The sequence below is a fragment of the Alicyclobacillus kakegawensis NBRC 103104 genome (assembly GCF_001552655.1).
GTDB classification, from domain to species: domain Bacteria; phylum Bacillota; class Bacilli; order Alicyclobacillales; family Alicyclobacillaceae; genus Alicyclobacillus_G; species Alicyclobacillus_G kakegawensis.
In genome coordinates this window covers 45,366-59,859 of sequence record NZ_BCRP01000008.1, presented here as the reverse complement: position 1 = coordinate 59,859, position 14,494 = coordinate 45,366, and the positions used below count along the sequence as shown (strand labels likewise).

Here is a 14,494-nt window from a genome sequence, read left to right as displayed (position 1 = left end):
ACCCCGATTCCGAGAGATTATCAACACCTTAGTCGACATCGACCACAATCCGTTTCACACTCCCCACCAAAAACAAGTAGGACAAAGCACCGATGATGACAACCGCGCCCACAAACAACAGCGCTCCATTAAAATGATGGGTCGATAGGCGCCTCGGTCATGCCCAAGCCTAGACGAAGCCCAAACAAGAGACCAAATCCGCGCGTAAACGCTTGCAAGAGCGTGAAAATCGACCAGAAAAACATCGCGAGACCGTACGTAAAGCGCGGGCCCAGGCGATCGAGCACCCAACCGCCGGGAATCTGCAACAGGGCGTAGGTCCAACCAAAGGCGGAAAAGATGAGCCCCAGTGTGACCGAGTTGAGGTGCAGGTCCGACTTGATGAACGGAGCGGCCACCGAGATGTTGCTCCTATCCAGGTAGTTGAGCGCCGTACTGATAAACAGCACCGTCAGGATGACGTACCGCCGGCGTGTCCGCGCCCGCCTCCCGCTCACGGCGGCTATGCCCACCACTGTCGAGTTCGGTTCTTTCATGCTGCAACCCTCCCGCCACGACGTAAAGCGTTTTCACGGGTACGAGCAGAATATCGTGGCACCACCGATGCCCTTTCGTGCGTATGCCCGAATGTGCACCCCCTTTTTGACACAGTTTTACTAACACTCTGGACACATTCGCCATTGTACAAGAGAAAATAGATATGATCAATGAGCGTGATTCTCAGCTAAATTTACGCTAAGACCCGATGTATTCAGCTAATAACAACAACTCTGTTGACGAGATGCTCATATTCATCATATGATTTGTCCCGTAAGAGTATCCCCACGAGCAGGGCAGGAGTGACGACAGCTGATGACAAAGCAAGGCGTCTTCGAAGCGACGCTGACGACCATCGAAGAATACATCCGCCGGGGCATCTGGCGCCCCGGAGACCGCCTGCCGACGATACAAAAGTTATCGGAAGAACTGAATGTCGGCATATCCACCCTGCGCGAGGTTCTGCGCATCTTGGAACACCGCGACATCATCACGATTGAACAAGGACGCGGCATGTTCGTCCGTACCGATTTGGCCGCCACACAGGCTTTGAACCCTGGGTTGAACGCCGCATCCCTGAAAGATTTATTCGAAGCCAGACGACTGCTTGAGCCCGAACTGGCGTTTCTCGCGGCGCAGCGCGGGTTCATGAATGAGATGGAGAGCATCCGCCAGGCAGCGGAACTCATGTCCGAGCTGGTTGAACGTCGCCAGGACTTTCTCGAATCGGATGTCCAGTTTCATCGCTTGATTGCTCAGGCCGCACACAACGAGATTCTCTTGGGCATGTTCCGGTGCATTGAAGGCCAATTTCATCAAGGCCGCAGCTTCACGAACATGATACCTGGGATGATTGAGAAAGCCGCACACTATCACCTGATGATTGCCGCCGCTCTCAACCAAAGGAACGCGGAACAAGCGAAATCGCTGATGGCCTCGCACGTCGACGACATGATGGCCTACATATTGAGCGAAATGAGATAGACCGATACCACGTGGAAAGGGAGTGTTGCACATGGAATGGGCAAAAGAGGGCTTGAAAGCGCTCAATCTCCCCACGGGCGACGCGTACGAGTTGCCCACATCGCAGAAGCGGTTTCCGGACGGATCGCAATACCGCGTGGAGATCCCGAGCGTCGAAGGGCCGAAAGCGATGCGTGCCGTCATTGAGGAGGTGCACCGGCACGGAATCCGGGTGCACCGAATCTCGCAGGGATCAGGTATCCTGCTGCTCAAGGATGAGGAAATCCTGGAGATGGCGGAACTCGGCTATGAAAACCAAATCGAGGTCTGCCTGTTTGTTGGGCCGCGGGCGCCCTTTGACGTCGCCGCCCAGCCTTTGACACAGGCTGGCAAGAACATCGGCTGGCGCCACGCGGGCATGGACCAACTTGTGTACGCCTTGGAAGACATCCACCGCGCCTGCAGCTTGGGCATCCGCAGCGTGTTGGTGGCCGATGAGGGGCTCGTCTGGCTGGTCAACGAGTTTAAAGCCCTCGGCAAGCTCCCCGCCGATCTGGTGGTCAAGGTGTCGGTCCTGCAAGGGGCGTCCAATCCCGTCTCTATTCGCATCCTGCAACAACTTGGAGCCAGCACGTTCAACATCGCGTCCGATCAGACCCTGCCCCGGCTGGCGGCGGTGCGCCAGGTGGTGGACATCCCGATTGACATGTACGTCGAAGCGCCGGACGATTTTGGCGGCTTCGTCCGCCACTATGAATTACCCGAGATTGTGCGGATACTCTCTCCCGTCTATATCAAATTCGGGTTGCGAAACGCCCCCAACATTTACCCTTCTGGCAGCCATCTCGAAGATACGGCAGTTGCCTTAACCCGGGAGCGGGTCCGCCGGGCCGCCATTGGCCTGGAACTGCTCAAACGCTATGCCCCGTCGGCAACCGATTCCGAATTGGGTGCAGCCGGCTTAGGCATACCGGTCGTCCGCATACGATGATCCGTCGGCACCCTGCGCGGGGTCTTTGCTGCCTATGCATCTTGGATGGAGGTGGTCCTGTGGATTCAAAAAATGGATTGGCGACGAACGGGTGGTGCTAGAATGCAGGGAGCTGGCTATCAGAGCGTTTTCCAGGCACGCGTGGACGCGATCGCCCGAGGGCTGCAACAGACGCCGCTTGGACACGCGCTCGATCCGGCCTCCTATCTTGGCCCTGTGGCTTCCAGGGCGCAATACGAACAAGGTGCGGTCGTATGTCAGAATAGTGAAAACCGATGCGCGGACGCTGGCCGTGGGTCCGGCCAGCGCCGACCTTGGCAACGGCTATTACATCCAACCGATTGTAGCGACCGGCGTGGCAACGGATCACGCCCCGGCGCAGGCTGGCATGGTCCGGGTCAACCTGAGACCGCCGGCGTAGAGTACTAGGCCCCGTTTGGCGGCATGAAATGGTCGAGCTCGCACACCTGAGAGCAGGGCCAGGCCGCGATCGAGTTTTACAGCTAGGTGAAAACCTGCGCCGTGTATTACGGAGGCTGACGCTCCGAGAGAAGGGAAAGAGACGCCTGGCCAGCCGTCGCAGCCGGTGCCTGACAAGTGGGCGAATGGGACTCTGCCATCCGCCCGCGCCTGCTCTCCCGCCGCCTGGCACCGCAATGCTCGCTCACGGGCGGAAATGGACATCAGCCTCTCAGCGACTCCTCCGCCCACGCCGCAGCCGCCTCGCCGCGCTTCTGATTGACAAATAGCAGCAACAGGAAACTGAACAGAATCACCCCAGCGTCGAGCAAGACGGCCGCCGTCCAATTTCCCGTGGCATCACGCAGAGTGCCGCCCAGTGCGGGCGACAGAACCGCTCCCGTTTCACCAAACAGGTTCAGCATGCCAAATGCGGCCCCGCGCTGCTTCGGGCGGGCGATGTCCCCGACCATCGCGTGCATCATCGGCTGCAGGGCATTGAAGAATAGGCTGGTGATGAAGAGGATGACGCCCATCAAGACGATGGAATGGCCACCCACCATCATGTAACAGCCCAGCAGGCAGGTCAAAAGCCCCTGTATCAGCGTAAAGGTGACCAAAAATCCCTTTCGCCCCCAATTCCGGCGTACCGCGTAATCGGCCAGCCATCCGCCGGCGGGGAACCCAAGAATGCCCGCTACGCCGTTGAAGGCGGCGGTGACCGCCGCCTGCAGGAAGGAAGAGTGAGCCGCATCGGAGATGATGGAAACCGCCCAAAACCCGAAGAACCACAAATTCCACAGCACCGCTATACCGGCTACGTTGATCAGCATCAGGTCTTTGTTCCGTACAACGGCAGCCAATTCCCGTCCCTTGTTGAAAAAAACGAACAGGATGAGCACTACCGCGAACGCCAGTTCAATCACAGAAGCCAGCCAGCTGGGAATGCCAATGCGGTCACAAACAACGAACACGATCATAATGGCAACAAAAAAAACCACGGTGTACCGGCCAATGCCCAGGAGCGTCGTCGTGTAGGCAACTCGGTTGGTATGCTGCTTGCGAAAGTAGACAGCTATCAGAACACCCCACAGAAGTGTCGCCAATCCCAGTACAAACAACGGCATCCTCCAACCTTCGTTGGTGCCGAACATGTAATTGCCCCAGTTGATTAAATACGGAGGCAGAAGAGAAGCCAGGGTGATACCCAACGCTAACCCGACAATCACCACCCCCATGCCGAGACTCCGTTTTTCAAAGGGAGTGACCTCAGCAATCAGAGTCCTGTCGTTCGCGTAGTACAAGCCCTCGCCGAGCCCGGTCAGGACACGCAACGCCACGAATCCTACCAGCGTTAACAGGAAACCGTTTACCAGCGTGGCGAGCCCAGCCCAGATGAGACTGACCACAATCACCCGCCGATAGCCAAACCTGTCGCCAAAATATCCGCCGGGAAACTGCGTTAGCATATACGCGGTGAAAAACACACTGCCAATCAGGCCGCCCAGCGCATACGGATGGGCCGAGGTCAGCATGAACGAGACCTTATTTTGAATCATCCAGGTGACAACAGGGCCAGAGATAGACCTGTCGGCACCGCTGACCATCCAGGCTACGAGAAGCCACACCCACACGGTATGATAGCGCTTCCATCCACGGCTTGCTTCCAACTTCCTCACTCCCCTCAGACCAAGGCGGGCGCAGCCGACCGCCCACCCGGTTATGATTCCACTACAATGGCCGCAACACCACGTTGACCACGGCCGAATGGCCGTTTCGAACGTGATTCAGGGCCTCTACCAACACCCCGCGCAATTTGGCTGGTTCCTCCACCCGAGCCGTGTAGGTGCCGGGTATGACCTCAGCCACTTTCTCCAATCGAGCACCCGGGTAGAAGTCAACAGGAAAGTCCGATGCTCGACTGGCAAACCCGTCCGGATGGACAGCGAGCGTCGACAATTTGGGTGATTTCCAGCCACCGTTGTTGTAGATCACGGTTAGAAACGGAGCTTTATACTTGGCGGCCGCCAGATGGACAGCCGACGGCACGCTGAAGATGTACGATCCGTCCCCGGCAAGCGCCACCACCGTCTTGTCGGGGTGAGCCAACTTGACACCGATGGCTGCGCCGCCGTGCCAGCCGAGCGAACTTGCCCCGCTGCCGAAAAAACACCCAAGTCTCTTGGCCTGTATGTGTCGCCAGACCACCTGATAATTGGAGATGGCCTCATTGATGATGACGGTGTCCTCGTCCGTCACCTCGCGCACCGTCCGGGTCAGAAACTCAGGGGTTATCACTCCATCGTCTGGGAACTGCTCCGCCGCCTCCCACGCTCTGCGGAGCCGGAGAGCTTCCTCCGCCACAAAGGACCGGCGCGCGCTGAGGACGGATTCCTTCCTTGCGCAGTTGGCAAGTTGTTCCCGAATCTGCTGCAGGGCCACGCAGGTGTCGGCCCGGAAGGCGTGTTCGCCCGAGTAATACCACAAAGGAATGGTGTCTTTGAGCGGATCGACATCAATCCAAAACAGCGTCGATCCCGCCCGGCGTCGTGATTTTTGTGGCATCCAGGGGATGTCCGAGTCGAGCACCAAGACGACATCCGCTTTCTGCAGGTAAGAGTTCTCGTGCACAAAATCCTCGTATCCCAAGTGCATCGGATGGTCAGCCGGGAAGTTCATGTAGTACGGGCCCGCCTCCATGACCGGCACGGCCCATTCCTCGCTGAGCGCCACCAGTTCGCGCACCGCTTCCCGATTCCGCCCCAAATAGCTCGTGATGATGAGCGGAAATTGCGCACTGGCGAGGGCGGCAGCAATTTCCCGCGCTTTGGCAGGGGCCAGTCCCGACGGGTGAGTCGGTGACAGATGCCGTGTGACCGGTTCTGCGGGATTGACCGTTTCTTCCAGTACTTCGCGCGGGGCCATGAGGTACACCGGGCCCATAGGCTCTGATATGGCCAGTTGCGCGGCCCGCTTGATGACCAAGTCGATGTTCTCGCCGACATGCAGGTCGTAATCCCATTTGGTATACGCCCGTACCATCCCACGCTGGTCCGAGGTATCTTGGAGATAGTGAATGAACTCGTTGCGGCTGCCGGTCTTCTCCCCGTCCAGCGTGACCGGCGAAGCGCCAGCGAAGATGAGCAGAGGCACCCGACCACGCAGGGCGTTGTGCAGCGCACCACCCAGGTTTTGCGTACCTACATCCACGTGGACGAACACGGCCTGCAGCCGGCCGGTAGCCTGCGCGTAACCGTGAGCAGCACTCAGTGCAACCATCTCGTGCGGACAGATAATCACTCTCGGTATCGCCTGCCCCTGCGCCCGCAGTTTGGCCCACGATTCGATGATGGCCGGGTGATCGCTGCCGAGATTGGCAAAAATACAGTCGATCCCGAGCTCTGTCAGTGTTATCATCATCTTGTCTGAGGCCGTGATGGTGGCCGTGGTAGCTCTGTCAGCCGCGTTAGCCGTGATGTCCGTGACCGTCTGAAACGCGTTCCATGATTCCGCCATTTGTATCTCCCCCTTACCGCAGGTACCATGACCACGAACGCGCGCATGTTCATCTGCAGTGTCGGCGTCCTTATTCCACAATTGTTGTCGCCGTGTCACCTGCAGCTTATAATAAGAGCGAAAATACTATCAATATAGATATTTCTATGGGGTCGATAGATGCCATCAATTGATAATTGATTGTAAAGATCGGCCAGTGCGGGGGAAAGTGCATGGAAATTCGCCTTCTGGAGTATTTCATGGTGCTGGCGAGGGAACTCAGTTTTACCCGAGCCGCAGACCTTCTCGGTATCACGCAACCCACGCTCAGCCATCAAATTCAACTGTTGGAGTCAAGACTCAACACAAGACTGTTTGAGCGAACAGGCAAGCGTATTGCGCTCACACAGTCTGGACAGATTCTCCTCGCTCACACGAGACAAGTTTTTTACGAGCTGGAAGAAGCCAATCGGGAAATTCAAGAACTGCATGGATTGAAACGAGGCCGTTTATCCATTGGATGTGCAGGCAACCACATCGTCATCCAGGCCGTCCGAACGTTTCACGAACGATACCCGCATGTCACCCTGTCCGTTCTGGACATGCGCACCGAGGAAACCATCGAAGCGCTGCTCAACCACGAGCTGGACTTGGGCGTCATTTTCCGCATGTCTGAAGATGTACGTTTTGAATTTATTCATCTGTTCGATGAGGAGTTTTACTTCGCGGTCTCCAACGCCCACAGATTAGCTGATGCGCCGTGTGTAAGTTGGGAAGACCTGCGTAGCGTGCCATTAGCTATGCTGCCCAAACGCTACGTGCTGCGTCGATTTGTCGACGAGGATGCGGCCGCGTTCGGGGTGTCAATCTCCCCCACCGTGGAACTATCAAGCCTGGAATCACTGGGAGATATGTTATCCATTGACTCCATCGGCGCCATCTTAACAAAGTCCTACATTCAACAGCGTTCCATGTCGGACATCGTGGCCATTCCCATTCGGAGCGCTCCGCGGCGGAAACCGGTGGGGTTGGTCTATCCAAAAAACGCATATGTCGACGAGACTGCCAAGACATTTATGGAAATCCTCAAGGGTGTTTATGCGAAGGAAAGATAAGCAGGTGTGCACTACGAAGGGGCCGATTACAGCAGATGGATTTGTTCCTCGTTGCGAGCTACCCGAACTAACTGATAGTCAAGACGTTGATTCGTTAGGGCCACCCGGGCTGCCAACGTCTCCTGCTGTTGTTCGACCCTGTCCAAACGTTTGTGCACTGCAGCAAATTGTTCCTTCACCTCGTGCCGAAACTCGTTCATTTCGGCGCGAAAGCTCGTGAACTCCGCTCGCAGTTCGTCATTCTGTTCCCGCAGCGTCTTGAATTCCGCCCGCAGGTCGCCGTACTGCTCGCGCAGGTGTTGCTGCTCCTCATGAAACGATTCCTGCCTCACACGCAGACCGTCAACGTCTTGCCGCAGGGCGGTCAACTCCGAACGCATGCCACCGACCATTCGAATCAACTGAGTCACCATCTCTTCAATTCGTGCCAGTGAACTCTGTGTATCCGACATGGTTTGATCTCCCCTTCATCATGGACTCAAAGACATGCGAAGCTTATCCCTGCAGAAAGCATACTCGAGACGACTCGCTGCGTCCATAACACATGGTACCTATATTTTTCATTCGCTCATTCGTCCCATTACACCAAGAACGCCTCCTGCTCCAGCGTCCCGCCAACGTCAAGCAATTTCCGAACCAGAAGGCCATTCGGGTGCGTAGCGGTCATCCTGCAGCAGACTGTAGAGCCTGTCGCGATAGCTCTCATCAAAAGGCGTGACATATTCCTGCAGCCGGTCCAACCACACCGGCTCCATCCGCCAGCCTACGGCCTCAGGCCAGACGGAGTCGCGCAGGTGTTGCAGGATGAGGATGCCGCCATAGTCCAGATCGCCCCAGTGTTCGAGACGAGGCAGGTGTCCCTGGCGTTGTCCGTGTTCCCGGAGGGCCTGCAAAAATCGGCGCACGACCGGACTGGCAAACCCGGCGAGATACACCACCACTTCGTCCGCCATCCGCTCCGTCTGGACATAGTGACGGTAATTTGCCTTGTTTTCGATGGTCAGGACACGCCCTGCCGGTGCGGATACGACCTCCATCCTGCGCACCGATTCCGTCCCCAGCGCCAATCCGTAGGGGAACGCAGAAGCATCCACATCCTGTCCATCCACTCGGATCCTAAGCGAACCCGCAAACGCCACATCGTCATGGCTCGAAAGAATGCCAAGTTCGTTCAAAAGTTCTGCGTCTCCCATACCCGCTCGCACCAATTCCTCGGCAGGCGGCCAATAGCGGCGTATGACCGCCAGGAATCGTTCTTGCACCTGGCGCTCAAACGCCTTGCTCGAACGTAGGTAGCGCTTGGAGAACAGGCGCAAGGTCAACTCCTCGTCGCCTTTGTCCACCCACCCTGCCAAAGCCGACAGCAAGAGTTGACGGCGAGGCAAATCGGACGGAATCAGACTGGTCGGAAAACGCCCCTGCTCCATCAACTGTGTTTTCACATCGTCAAGCCACCGCTCCAGCCAGGGCGTGGCCAGGCGTGGGCGCCACGACTCCAATTCCTCGGCCACATCGGCCAACTGCTCGCGCAGCGGCCGCCGGCCCAGCCATGCGTAGGCCTGCTGTACGCCCTGCCACTGCAGATACACCCGTTCCAGCAGATTTCCTTCCTCGTGCTTCACCCACTTGAGTTCGAGGACACCGTTCTGCTCCAGGCTCCGCAAGTCCGCGTGAAAGGCACGAATCACGTCCGGATCGGCCGAGCCTGAAAGGTATCCGGGCGCATACCGTTCCTCCATCCGCAGCTGAATCCGCCGTGCGGTGAGCTGGCCGGTGACAAACGCTTTGCTGGATTCGTAGCGCCGGATGAGTTCACCCACCATCCGTTCCGCCCAAGGCGAACGCGTCAACGATTGACCACCTCCGCCTGCTTCGCATCAAAGGCGGAGACGCGCGTCACGCTGCGAATCCGGGTGACAACCAGCGTGCGGTCCACGTGCGGAACAATGTCCGCAATTTTCTCCGTAGGCGCAGACAAGATCAACTGCAGCCCCAACTCGCGGGTCAAGCGTATGCTCTCGCGGATACGCTGGTGGTCCATTTTGCTGTAGGCTTCGTCGAATACGATGAGCCGCAGAGTGTTGTCCAGGCCCATCTGGCGTACGCGATACATCTGGGCAAACGAAGCCAGCACCGAGATGTAAAAGGGGGTCTGCGTCTCGCCGCCCGATTTCTTGGCAATGACGCGCGACAACCGCGATTGCCGCCCTTCCTCATCCTTGACCAGCAGGTCGAAGTCGAGGTACGTGCGGTAATCGGTGAACTTTTGCAGATTCTGTTCCAACTCCGTGTGCACCAGCGGGTTCTGCTCGTCCACATCGACGATGTTGTGGAACAGCTCCTCAATCGTATCGCCATGCCGCTCCTGAAACGACTGCGAGAACAGTCCATAACCTTCGAGCAGCAGGTCGTCCATGATCATTCGATAGAATCGCTCGTACTGCGGATTCGGGCGGACAGCAAACTCGTAGCGATCGCGCCCGAACGGCACGCTTTTGATAGCGTCGTTCAGCTCGCGAATCTGGTGCTGCACCGTCTCGATGTTGCTGCGCAACTTGCTGACGAAATCCTCTTGAAACTGCACCTGCGCGCGTTCCTTGGCGGCGCGGATTTTCTCCTCGTACTCGGTCGCCTGTGACTCGACCAGCCAGCGTAACTCTTCCTCGTAAGCCTCGTTGTCCTCGCGCTGGATGTCGAACCCGGCCAGGAACTCCTTGTTATAGGCGGCGCGCAGGTCAATCAGCTCACGCTGGTACTCGGCCTCCCGATTCGCATCCGTGGCCCGTTGCCGGGTGAAGTTCGCGACAATCCTATCGACGGCGCCCAGCCGCTCTAACTCCTGGCGATAGCGCGGTTCACCGATGTCCGCGGCAAAGAGGGGGTCATGCTGGGAGGACAGCCGCAGTTTAGCCGCCTGAAGCTGCTCCTCCAGCTGAGGCAGCAATTCGCCCGCAATGCGATCCCGATTCTCGGCGAGACTGCCGCGCCGGCGCTGCAAATCGGCCATCTGATCGCGAATCCGACACAGTTCATCGTCACATTCGCCAATCTGCCGCTCCAAAGCCTCCAAGTGCGTCAGGTCAAGGGAAGCCAACTGCTCCAGCACCTTCCGCAGGTCGGCCTGCAGGCCTGTCAAGTTGTCCAACAGCCCGTCGGTCTCACGGGCCGCATCCACATCGGCGCTGGTTGGCACAGGTTGTCGGCTCCACCCCTGGGCCTGCTGCAAACGCGGTCGCCACATGACACAGGCTTGCTGAACGGCGGACAGGCGCTCCGTCTTCTGCTGCAACTGTTGGGCAATCGCCCGCTTACCGATGTACATGGTCTGCCACCGGCGCGGGTTCATCTGGCGGGCGACAAAGTTTTGGTAGAGCATGCCGTCGCGCGTGATGCTGGTGCGGTGACGGCGCAGATCCTCGACCCGGTCACACTTGATGACACGTCCTAACAGGAAGTCGGCATAGGCGCGCGCATAGGGATTGTCCGTTTCCACCTCTTCTGCCAGCGAGCCGGGGAGACGTTCCGGGTGCTCGTCAAGAATCTTGCCGATGTCGACCAGGCCCACGTCAAACACCCGCTCCGTTTTCTTCACCTGGTCGTAAATGCGCAGCGCCGCCACAAAGTGTTCGGGTGGGACAATCAGATAAAAGCGTTGGGTATGCAGGTACCCTTCGATGGCCGCCTGCCATTCAGGACTGCGCACCTCCAACAGGTCGGCAAAGATGTCAACCGCCACGGCCGATCCCGTTTGTTCCGCGAGTCCTTCGCGGAGCGCACGCTGCAGCCGCAGCACCGTTCCGTCGTATTGTTTGATGCCGCGCCGCAACTCGGAAATAGACCGCTCCAGGTCGACCATCTCCTGCTCCCAGGCGGCCACCTCGTCGCGCAGGCGCCGATGCGCCTCTCCCAGCGCATCCCGAACGGCCTCAAAGTGCGAAACGGCCGTGGCGAACGAATCCACGTCAATGCGACTGGCCGCGACATCGACTTCCAACAGGCCGCGGCCGTGCCAGTCGTACGGGCTCGGAAGCGCGGCGAGGGCCCGGCGCAGGTGATGGAGCGCTTGTTCGTAGTCAGCGGCCGCCGCGACAAACGGGAGATCCAATTCGCCGTCCGGCGTCGCCTCCCCCGCCCCCTCATGAGAGCGACTGTCGGCGGCAGCGGCAAACCAGCCTATCGCCGCGGCAAGCCCTTGCTCCACCGCCTGCCACCGCGCCGCCTGTTCTGCCAGCAGCCGCGATTGGCGTTCCCCGGCCCGGAGGATATCGGCATAACGCGTCTCAATGACTTGCCGATCCGCCCGCAGCGCCTGCTGCTTGAGATACACGTCCGATTGGGCTCGCTCCTCCACCAGCCGGTCGCGCTTGTCCTGCCATTGCTGGCGAGCACTGTCGACAACGCTGAGCTCCGCCTCAACCTGATCGAGTTCCGCCTGGCAGGCCGCAAGACGCCGGTTGGCTTCCGCCAGTTCGTCTTCCACACGCTGCACGTCGGCGCGGTCGAGCAGGTAGTGGTATACCCGCAGCCGCCCGCGCACCGTTTCCAGTTGACCGTATGTCTCCTGAATCCGCCTCAGCGCCTCTATGCGTTTGCGGACATGCTCCAATTCTTGCTCCATCCGGCGATAGTGGCGAATGTTTTCGCGCATGTCGTCGATATCGACCTGGTGCCTGACATCGCAGACAAACTCCGAGATAAACCCGGCCACGTCCATGATAGGCGTAAAGGGCACGGCCTTGCGGAACAGACGGAGAAACTTCTCGTTAAGCCGCCCCATCTTGGCCAGAAATACTTCCTGATACCGCTTGTTGCTCTCGTACAGTTCAAACCGTTGCCGCCTGCTCTGCCCCCATTGACGCAGCGCTTGGATATCCAACGGCACCTCGTCTCGAATGAAATGAAAATCTGGCAGCTCCCCATCGAGAGAGAAGAATCGGTGGTCGTAACTGCCATCCGGATAACTGTCAAAGACCACTCCCAGGCAGAACCGCCGGTGCTTGCGCGTGTCTTCAAACTCCACCACAATGTAGGAGGAGAATTGGCCCTCTCGCAGATACACGACTCCACGCTCTTCTTCCTCCGCCACCTCGCCGCGCAAGTATCCACGCAGGGTGCAGCGGGAGTTATCATTGGCCGCCTTATTGAAGTGATGACCGCTCGTGTCGCCCAGAACAAGCAGCTGCAAGGCGTCCAAAATCGTCGATTTGCCCGCCCCGTTCTTGCCCGTCAGGAAGGTAACCGGCTCAAACTCCAACACCTCGTGGACAATATAGTGCCAGTTGATAAGAAGCATCCGCCGAAGCTGAATCACTGCGCTGCCCCCTCGTCATCTGCGTCCAGGTCGGACACATCTTCGTCCTCCTGGCCATCGGATGGTTCCAGACTGTCCACCTTGAACCTGTCGTAGATGACATTGATGCGCTCGTCCGAGACCAGCAGCGTGATGCTCGGGTAGATCAGCCAGCGGCTTTCCAGGTCCTGCACATTTCCTTCCACGCGCGCCAGAATGGAGCGCTGACGCAGCCGGTTCAGTGTCCGCTCCAGGTTGGTCACGGCCAGCTTGCGGTCAATCAAGCCAAGCGTGTGCAATTTCCCCACCAGTTCGCGCAGGGGAATCACCACCTCACGTCGCATCGAGGCCTGCTCCATCTGCTCGTCATAGATCAGACGCAGAGTGTAGAGCACATACGTAGTGAGCTTGTCCAAGCGCATCCGGTTCCGGCCAAACCGGTTGTACAGCGCCATGACGCCGCGTCGCCCGTCCACCTGCAACAGAAAACCACTAACCGACAAATAGGACTGCAGAACCGGCAGCACACGTTCCGCAAACCGGTAATCGCGGTTGGTGACCGTTCTGCGTTCCTTGGCGTCCCATATATCCCGCACTAAAAACGTCTGCTCAAACAATACGCTGACGATGCGGGCAAACTCCTCTCGGTCTCTATCCGTCCAGGCCGTGTATTCGCGGTGCCAGTCCAATTGGTCATGCCCTCCCGTGTGCGCGACTGCCACGGCCATGGCCATGGCCCACTCGGCCGCTGGCCATTTTGACCTCCATCGGCACGTCGACACCGTCTCCCAGCGTCCGCACAAATGTCAGGGCCGGAATTCGATATCCTCCGACAACGACGGCCCGCTGCTGCTCGTCCCACTCTACGTCGAAGGGCACCTGCGGCTCATCCGCTTTGATCAACGCCAGCATGGTTCGCAACAGGTCTTCCATTTCCTGCAATCGCAACGATTGCGACCGCAGTACACCGTCTTCTCCCATTTGCGAGAGAATGAATTCGACGATGCGCGTCTCCGAGAAAACGGAGTCCATGCGCTTCAGCATTTCTTGAGCCTCAGCCGCAAAGGCAGCCTCCGCCACCTGGGAAGACGCCTGCAGTGGGCGCGGCGGCTGACCGATTTGACAGCCCGTCCCAGAGCCACGAATGACAGGGTCTCGACGTGCCGAATGACCGGTACCAACAGGCCGTCCGCGAGCGCCACCGCGATGCCCAAATGGATCTCGTGATACCGATGAATTCTCGCGTCGGTGATGTGTCCGTTCCGGAACCTCCCCCTTGAGGTTGTAGAGCGTCTTGTCTTCGAAGAACACGACTGGATTGTCATCCGCTATGGAGGCAAGCAGTGATGTCAACGGCTTCCCGGTGTTGTGTATGGTCCAGCCTCCGGCTGGAAATCCTAGCGGCAAACCACTGCCTCGAACACTGGGATACCATCCCCTTCGACCAACGTCTGGATCTGCTCCGCAAACAATGGAATCGGCTGCAGGAACTGCGTAATCGGATTGCACATTGACGGTGGACAGTGTAAACACAATACCTTAGACGATAAGCAAGGTGAAATAGGGCGCTGAGATCAGGTTTCAGCGCAAACCAAGAGTTCCGATGAACCCTGCGCGCCCTGCTGAATACGACGATATCCACGT

13 protein-coding genes are annotated in these 14,494 nt (G+C 58.3%); 4 read left to right on the top strand and 9 right to left on the bottom strand.

Translation table 11 applies throughout. From position 1 onward, the window contains the following. Positions 1-128: 128 nt before the first annotated feature. Positions 129-536, bottom strand: coding sequence for an MFS transporter (locus tag AK2_RS08280; protein WP_067933262.1), 408 nt, complete (start codon positions 534-536; stop codon positions 129-131). 316 nt (positions 537-852) lie between these two features. Here AK2_RS08280 and AK2_RS08275 point away from each other — a divergent pair, with 316 nt between their 5' ends. From AK2_RS08275 to AK2_RS16850, 3 genes are all read left to right on the top strand, one after another. Then, the gene (locus AK2_RS08275) at positions 853-1,521 is read left to right on the top strand and encodes a FadR/GntR family transcriptional regulator (protein ID WP_067933260.1); all 669 of its coding nucleotides are present in this window, start codon (positions 853-855) and stop codon (positions 1,519-1,521) included. 31 nt (positions 1,522-1,552) lie between these two features. Then, complete coding sequence (locus tag AK2_RS08270) at positions 1,553-2,491, top strand: hypothetical protein (RefSeq protein ID WP_174521150.1); 939 nt, start codon at positions 1,553-1,555, stop codon at positions 2,489-2,491. Between the two features lie 265 nt (positions 2,492-2,756). Continuing rightward, complete coding sequence (locus AK2_RS16850) at positions 2,757-2,912, top strand: hypothetical protein (protein WP_157076276.1); 156 nt, start codon at positions 2,757-2,759, stop codon at positions 2,910-2,912. Between the two features lie 262 nt (positions 2,913-3,174). Here AK2_RS16850 and AK2_RS08260 read toward each other — a convergent pair whose 3' ends face one another. After that, complete coding sequence (locus tag AK2_RS08260) at positions 3,175-4,620, bottom strand: MFS transporter (protein WP_245632828.1); 1,446 nt, start codon at positions 4,618-4,620, stop codon at positions 3,175-3,177. 61 nt (positions 4,621-4,681) lie between these two features. Next, a complete protein-coding gene (locus AK2_RS08255; RefSeq protein ID WP_083520990.1) occupies positions 4,682-6,466 on the bottom strand; it encodes a thiamine pyrophosphate-requiring protein in 1,785 nt (594 codons plus the stop codon). A 212-nt stretch (positions 6,467-6,678) separates the two neighbouring features. Between AK2_RS08255 and AK2_RS08250 the strand changes: the two genes are divergently transcribed. Then, complete coding sequence (locus AK2_RS08250) at positions 6,679-7,560, top strand: LysR family transcriptional regulator (protein ID WP_067933254.1); 882 nt, start codon at positions 6,679-6,681, stop codon at positions 7,558-7,560. Between the two features lie 26 nt (positions 7,561-7,586). Here the strand turns inward: AK2_RS08250 and AK2_RS08245 are convergent, their stop codons facing one another. From AK2_RS08245 to AK2_RS17765, 6 genes are all read right to left on the bottom strand, one after another. After that, entirely contained in the window at positions 7,587-8,012 is a 426-nt protein-coding gene (locus AK2_RS08245) for a hypothetical protein (RefSeq protein WP_067933253.1), read from the bottom strand. A 168-nt stretch (positions 8,013-8,180) separates the two neighbouring features. After that, a complete protein-coding gene (locus tag AK2_RS08240) occupies positions 8,181-9,410 on the bottom strand; it encodes a Wadjet anti-phage system protein JetD domain-containing protein (RefSeq protein WP_067933251.1) in 1,230 nt (409 codons plus the stop codon). Further along, entirely contained in the window at positions 9,407-12,871 is a 3,465-nt protein-coding gene (locus tag AK2_RS08235; protein WP_067933249.1) for an ATP-binding protein, read from the bottom strand. The genes AK2_RS08240 and AK2_RS08235 overlap by 4 nt, the downstream gene beginning before the upstream one ends. Beyond that, the gene (locus AK2_RS08230; RefSeq protein ID WP_169794754.1) at positions 12,868-13,539 is read right to left on the bottom strand and encodes a DUF4194 domain-containing protein; all 672 of its coding nucleotides are present in this window, start codon (positions 13,537-13,539) and stop codon (positions 12,868-12,870) included. The genes AK2_RS08235 and AK2_RS08230 overlap by 4 nt, the downstream gene beginning before the upstream one ends. Before the next feature lie 4 nt (positions 13,540-13,543). After that, entirely contained in the window at positions 13,544-13,948 is a 405-nt protein-coding gene (locus AK2_RS17130) for a Wadjet anti-phage system protein JetA family protein (RefSeq protein ID WP_281180636.1), read from the bottom strand. After that, positions 13,888-14,052: a 2-oxo acid dehydrogenase subunit E2 gene (locus tag AK2_RS17765; RefSeq protein WP_369406128.1), complete on the bottom strand. Its 165-nt coding sequence runs from the start codon at positions 14,050-14,052 to the stop codon at positions 13,888-13,890. The genes AK2_RS17130 and AK2_RS17765 overlap by 61 nt, the downstream gene beginning before the upstream one ends. Positions 14,053-14,494: the final 442 nt, after the last annotated feature.

Excerpts from the sequence above, each read along its gene's own strand:
- AK2_RS08280 (WP_067933262.1), bottom strand. The coding sequence starts at position 536 with ATGAAAGAACCGAACTCGACAGTGGTGGGCATAGCCGCCGTGAGCGGG.
- AK2_RS08275 (WP_067933260.1), top strand. The coding sequence starts at position 853 with ATGACAAAGCAAGGCGTCTTCGAAGCGACGCTGACGACCATCGAAGAA.
- AK2_RS08270 (WP_174521150.1), top strand. The coding sequence starts at position 1,553 with ATGGAATGGGCAAAAGAGGGCTTGAAAGCGCTCAATCTCCCCACGGGC.
- AK2_RS08255 (WP_083520990.1), bottom strand. The coding sequence starts at position 6,466 with ATGGCGGAATCATGGAACGCGTTTCAGACGGTCACGGACATCACGGCT.
- AK2_RS08250 (WP_067933254.1), top strand. The coding sequence starts at position 6,679 with ATGGAAATTCGCCTTCTGGAGTATTTCATGGTGCTGGCGAGGGAACTC.
- AK2_RS08245 (WP_067933253.1), bottom strand. The coding sequence starts at position 8,012 with ATGTCGGATACACAGAGTTCACTGGCACGAATTGAAGAGATGGTGACT.